Consider the following 6,204-nt stretch of genomic DNA (forward strand, 5'->3'; position numbering starts at 1 on the left):
AAAGGAGAGGAAAAAATGCGTAAAGTAAATGCGTCTGAAGTCGTAGCAGCAAGTCGTTTCAATAAATTTCATTTAGCTGTTTTTTTATGGTGTGTATACGCTATTGCGTTTGATGGGTTTGATATTGCGATGTATGGGGTTGGTCTTCCTGTAATGATGACTGATTTTGGACTGACATCCGTTGAAGCCGGCAGTATTGGCAGCTACGTATTAGTCGGTATGATGGCTGGTGCCTTCATATGCGGTCCGCTGGCAGATACAATCGGTCGTAAAAAAGTGCTGGCTATTTGTATGTTTTTGTTTAGTGTTTTCACGTTTCTTTCTGGTCTTGCCCCGAATGCTGCAGTGTTCACGATCATGCGTGTCATGGCCGGTATCGGGATGGGTGGTTTGATGCCTACGGTAATCGCGTTAATGAGTGAGTATTCACCGAAGAAAAACCGTGCACTTATTGTTGCAACTATGTATTGCGGCTATTCTGTTGGAGGCATTTTGGCAGCGCTGATCGGCATGTCTATTATGCAGGATTTTGGCTGGCGGGTACTTTACTGGATTGGGATTATTCCACTGTTTACCCTGCCCTTTTTCTTGAAAAAGTTCCCCGAATCTCTTTCTTATTACATGTTGCGCGGGCGGGGTGATAAACTTGCCGACATTTTAAACCGTATTGATCCAGATGGAAATTATAAGGAAAACGATGATTATGAATTTGCCATCGCAAAAGAAAATGCAAAGGGGTTCCCCGTCAAAAAACTATTTGTTGATCATCGTGCGCTGAGCACCTTTGCTTTTTGTCTTGCTGTATTTAGCTGCTTGATTATGATTTACGGCTTGAATACATGGCTGCCCAAAATTATGCAGGAGTCCGGCTATGCCTTATCATCGAGCCTTTCCTTTAGCTTAGTACTTGGTGTAGGCCAAATTGGCGGTTCTCTGCTGGGTGGCTATTTTGTCGATCGAATTGGACATCGAAAAGTCCTCGTTTCTATGTATGTACTTAGCGCTTGTTGTTTTATCGCGCTGAGTTTCACGTCAAATTTACTGCTTTTATATGTGTTAATTGCAATAGGCGGTGCCTGCACCGTCGGAACGCAAAATTTATCAAATCCCTATATTTATGAGTTTTATCCAAAAGAAGTCCGGGCTACCGGAGTTGGTTTTACCGTTGGAATTGGACGGATCGGTGCCATTGCCGCACCGATGGTCATAGGTTTTCTTTTGACCACCAGCCTTGCGCCACAGGGAGCTTTTATAGCGTTCGCTGTTCCAAGCCTTTTAGGAGCCATTGCTTTTGTTTTAGTTCGAGAAAAATATGGAAGATTCGACCAATTAGACATGCTTGAAGATCAAAAAGTAGGATGAAAAAAGTATGATGGCAGTGACGTACTTTTCTTATTAAAAAAAAACAATAACACTTATAGAGGAAGGACTCTATTTTATAGAAGAAAAGTATAGACATTAGAGGAACTTAAGTAAGAAATAGTTGGTCCACTTCAATATAAGTTATTGCCAATAACAATAGGTAAATTAACAGCTAAACAAAAGTCGTCATTCTTTGATAACAGGAAATGGCGATTTTTATTTGCTTATATACTGACATAGATGAATCAGAAGCAAATACCTATAAAAAATGAAACAACGCCCGAATTTTATTAAAGCTAAGCCCATAGGGTGAACAAATAAAACCACCTTTAAATTCAGACAAAGAAAAAGTGGTTTGGCTGCTGGCACGAAAGCACGGCTAAGATCGTGTCCGTTACAATAATCAATTAAAAAAGCTCTGGAGCAAACCAAAGCTTCTTCTCTTTTACAATTATTTTCTATCACTTTTATATTGTCCAGTTCCGTTACAATAATGACATCCGTTTCCGTTGCAAGGTGTGCAGATAAGCAGCTTCATTGTTTCTCCTCCTTTTTATGATAGTGATGCAGCCTTTTTTTCGTTTCACTTGATATACTTCGAATCTTTTATAGCCCAAAACAATTCACTTAAAATTCTAATTTTCACTTTAAAGGGCAATTATTTTCTGCTTTTTTATTATTTCCAGATCATCACATAGTAAACATTTATTGATAAAAATAGTTACATTTACATACTGAAACAAGCTTTTGAGTTGTCCACAATAAATCAGACAACTTTTTCATAAAACCGTTGCTTATGTTCAAGTGAGCTAAATACGCAGCCTGGTACGTACGAGTTTATTAAAGAAAACACTATTCAAATTTTTGAAGAAGCAAAAGTGGATGCAAATTCATCATCTGTGCCATATAGTTCGAAGGAAATCTATTCATGCCTAACGTAAAGAAATGATTAAGCGTGTTTTTGCGAATGCTAGGGAAAAGCGTGACATGCGATGGATCACCCTCAGGGGACTAGGGAAGATTAGTCAGGCGGGTGACTTTTGCCAATCGCTGCCGTAAACCTCCAAAAGCCGGCCAGCTGATTGTGAAAACCACTGTCTCCGGCTTGAATGGACTTGTTCAAAAGCACAAAAAAGACAAAACGATCCCAAACTGAAGATTTGAGAAACACTTTGTCTACAGACTGAATCGTCCGAAGTCTGGCAGTTCTGTATAATCCTTCTTTCTTTTCACATGCTAACAGCATGAGGTGATAAACATGGAAAAACAAAATAAATCCAAAAATGCCGGCCAAAAAAGCGATAAAATGAACGCCATGGATCAGGGATTAAATCTGCTCGTTCAAACGGTCAATCAAGCGACCGGCTTGGATAAAGGAAATGACGGAGAAAAAAAGAAAAAATAGCGCGTATACTTGTGGAAAATGATTGAGAGCCTTCTGTTTTTTTGCTAAGAATGAAACAAAACAGTAGGCTCTATTAAAATGAGCTGGCTTAAAATGTAAACTGTCTTTTCATTTTTAACACGCTGATTCTTTACAGAAAATAACGGGTCTATTCATTTGGAAATGCCGGCTTGTTAGTGCAACTGAATCAGCCCGTACACTTTCCGCAGTTTGGCCACAGAGGAACTGCCGATTTTCGCAAGCTTTTGTTTGAATTCAAAAGTGGAGGCGTCAGGAATATCATGAAGCAGTTTTGTTTGCTGTGCCAGTTCACACAAGATCAGCTGGCTGTTGATTTCTTTTTCTCCATCCGCTCTTTTGACGTAATCATACTGACCGTTGCTGTTCTGCTCCCGTGCTTTGCGATTGTCTTGCAGCATAAGCGTTAGACTGTCATAAATACGTTCTTTCAAATGCGGCTTTAAAATGGGAAACATGATTTCCACACGGTTTTCCATGTTTCGGGTCATCAAGTCAGCCGATGATAAAAAGACTTTGTTTTCCCCATTATGGTGAAAATAATAAATTCTTGTGTGTTCAAGGAATGCACCGACAATACTCCGGACCCGGATGTTTTCACTGAGCCCTTCAATCCCCGGCCGCAGGCAGCACACGCCTCTCACGATTAAGTCGATTTCCACTCCAGCCCGAGACGCTTCATACAGCTTCACCATAATTTTTTTATCTGTTAACGAATTCATTTTTGCAATAATGCGTCCGTTGCCAAACAGCTCGTGAGCGGCAATTTCTTCATCAATTAATTGCAGAAATGTATCTCGTATGCCAAAAGGCGAAACAGATAAGTGATGGTAGTCCGGTTTTTCCATATGTCCGCTCAGTGAATTGAAAAAATGGGTGGCATCAATACCAATTTGTTCATTAGCAGTTAGAAGCCCCATATCCGTGTAAATCCGTGCGGTAGCGTCATTATAGTTGCCTGTGCCGAGATGAACAAACCGTTCAATTTTTCTTTTACGCCGGCGCACAACGAGTGTGATTTTACTATGCGTCTTCAAATGAGTCATTCCGTAAATCACATGACACCCTGACTTTTCCAGCTCCTTCGCCCATTGAACGTTATTTTCCTCGTCAAATCTGGCCTTCAGCTCTACAAGAACGGTTACCTGTTTGCCGTTGTCAGCAGCGCGCTCCAGGCTTTTAATAATCGGAGAATCGCCGCTTACCCGGTATAGCGTTTGTTTAATCGCCAATACGTCCGGATCATCAGCAGCCTGTGAAATAAAATCAACAACTGGCTCAAATGACTCGTACGGATGATGAAACAGCACATCCTCCTTAAGAACCTGGCTGAAAATGTCTTCTCCTCCTTCTAAATCCTGCGGCGGCTGTGGAATAAAAGACGGGGCAGCCAAATGTTCGTGAGTTGCTTGAAGGCTTTTTGAAAAAGAAAATAAAAAAGTTAAATCCAATGGAGCTTGAATGGCATATACATCTTTACTGTGAATTTCCAGCTCTTCTTTTAAATAATCAACCACTTGCTCGTCATAACAGTCCTGCTGCACTTCGAGCCGAACAGCGGCCCCCCATTTTCGTTTTTTCAGTTCTTCTTCAATTTCCTGCAGCAAATCTTCCGCTTCGTCTTCGTGAATGGTCAGATCGGCATTGCGTGTAATGCGAAAAGGCGTTACAGATTTTACTTCATATCCTTTAAACAATTTAGACATAAAGACAGAAATCACTTGTTCCAGTAAAACAAATACCCTTGCTTCCTTTTTTTCTACGGGAAGCTCAATCAAACGGTTTATAACAGCAGGCACCTGTACAATCGTCAATTTTCCCGCTAAAGAACCTGGTGCTGCTTTTCCTTTTTCGTTTTCTTTCAGCATCACCGCTAAGTTTAATGATTTATTCAATAGCATCGGGAAAGGGCGATATGCGTCGATAGCCATTGGGGTTAAAACGGGGAAGATTTGCTCGTCAAAAATCGTTTCTAAATAGGTAAAGGCCGATGGGCTTATTTCTGTCATAGAGGCAACCGTCACGTTTTCTTTTGCCAGTAAAGGAGTGAGTTCATTCAAGTATACGTCATCCTGCTTGCCCACAAGGTGATGCGTAATCTCGGAAATCAAACAAAGCTGTTCTTTCGGTGTTAATCCGGCTTTGTTTTCTGGGCGGTTAAATCCGGCTTTCACTTGATCAAGCAAGCCCGCTACGCGCACCATAAAAAACTCATCAAGATTCGAGCTGAAAATCGCTAAAAATTTGAAGCGTTCCAGCAGCGCATTTTGTTCGTCACTCGCTTCTTGCAGCACTCGTTCATTAAAGCCAAGCCAGCTTAATTCCCGATTGTTGTAAAAAGATGGACTGTCCAAGTTTTTTTCTTTGATGGCTGTAGATACTGTTTGCATGATCCCTTCATCTCCCTGTGGTTGAAATTCCAATTATGTAAGTATCTTTAAAATAACACTATTTTGTAAATGATTAGTAAATTATTTGTAAATTTAATGTAAATATTTGATGTTATTTGTTTAATTTTTAAAAAACTGCTACGATTTTTTGATTTGTAAAAATAAGTCTCCTAAAAACCTTTTTTTATTTAATAACTTCTGTTAAAGCTACTGTTAATAATAAGACAAGGAATTAAATCGAACTCCCTCCGAAAAATAGGGAGTAAAAATCGATTAGGTATAAAATTTTCAATTTTATTATAAAGATTTTCATGTGGTTAGATGTAAAAAGCTGAAAAAGTAACGATCTTAGTAACAGGAGAGAACAGGAACGAAGATGATGGTGCTGTAGCACAAATTATTCAACCTCCATACCACTTCACATCATGAAAATGAAGAGAAACTTTCTATACCTTAAAGGATCAGTTCGCCTTCTTTGTTGGTGATTAATATTATTGAGAAAAAACCAGGAGATTATGTTTTGTACCTCATAGCATTCCTTATTGACTCCTTTCGGATTCAGAGCAATCAGACTTTATTATTATTGTGTTGCCAGCAGGGTTTAACCAATTTGTAAAACAACTTGGAGCTTCTGTTTTAAAAGATGTACCTCTTCCTGAAGTAAAACCACCTTCTTTAAAGGAACTTCAGCAGCTTGTAAAAGTAGCCAAGTGTTTTAACACGACTTTTTCAGAATTGAAATTATAAGCTACTTAAATTAAAATTTCTTTAGTAACAGCCTGTTATCTAATTAGCGACGGCTTATTTATTTAACTTTTTAAACAATGCAATTATCAACATTCATCACTAATAGAGTCCTTAACAAAGAAAAGTACAGCTTGTAGACAAAATAAAAAACGCTACTCTCTTTATTAAAAAAGGGAGTAGCGCTTTCCATTTGCTTGTTACCGTAATTACCGTAATCCGTTCATAAAAAAAAGAACAGCTTCCGCTGTTCTTTCTTTATGCTTTTGCCTGGCGGCGTCCTGC

The 6,204-nt window shown here is 39.3% G+C and carries 3 protein-coding genes; 2 read left to right on the forward strand and 1 reads right to left on the reverse strand.

The window, feature by feature from the left end:
* The first annotated feature begins 15 nt into the window (after positions 1 to 15).
* Both VP97_RS07135 and VP97_RS24205 read left to right on the forward strand, forming a co-directional pair.
* Entirely contained in the window at positions 16 to 1,362 is a 1,347-nt protein-coding gene (locus VP97_RS07135) for an MFS transporter (protein ID WP_082220278.1), read from the forward strand.
* Between the two features lie 1,258 nt (positions 1,363 to 2,620).
* A complete protein-coding gene (locus VP97_RS24205) occupies positions 2,621 to 2,767 on the forward strand; it encodes a hypothetical protein (RefSeq protein WP_172656743.1) in 147 nt (48 codons plus the stop codon).
* Positions 2,768 to 2,940: 173 nt separating this feature from the next.
* Here the strand turns inward: VP97_RS24205 and VP97_RS07145 are convergent, their stop codons facing one another.
* Positions 2,941 to 5,175 carry an RNA degradosome polyphosphate kinase gene (locus VP97_RS07145; protein ID WP_050181054.1) on the reverse strand — a complete coding sequence of 745 codons (2,235 nt, stop codon included), beginning with the start codon at positions 5,173 to 5,175 and terminating at the stop codon, positions 2,941 to 2,943.
* Positions 5,176 to 6,204 lie beyond the last annotated feature (1,029 nt).

It is taken from the genome of Domibacillus robiginosus, assembly GCF_000966195.1.
Lineage (GTDB): Bacteria > Bacillota > Bacilli > Bacillales > Domibacillaceae > Domibacillus > Domibacillus robiginosus.

Bases quoted from the DNA above. Each gene is read 5' to 3' on its own strand.
- VP97_RS07135 (WP_082220278.1), top strand. From the start codon at position 16: ATGCGTAAAGTAAATGCGTCTGAAGTCGTAGCAGCAAGTCGTTTCAAT.
- VP97_RS24205 (WP_172656743.1), top strand. From the start codon at position 2,621: ATGGAAAAACAAAATAAATCCAAAAATGCCGGCCAAAAAAGCGATAAA.
- VP97_RS07145 (WP_050181054.1), bottom strand. From the start codon at position 5,175: ATGCAAACAGTATCTACAGCCATCAAAGAAAAAAACTTGGACAGTCCA.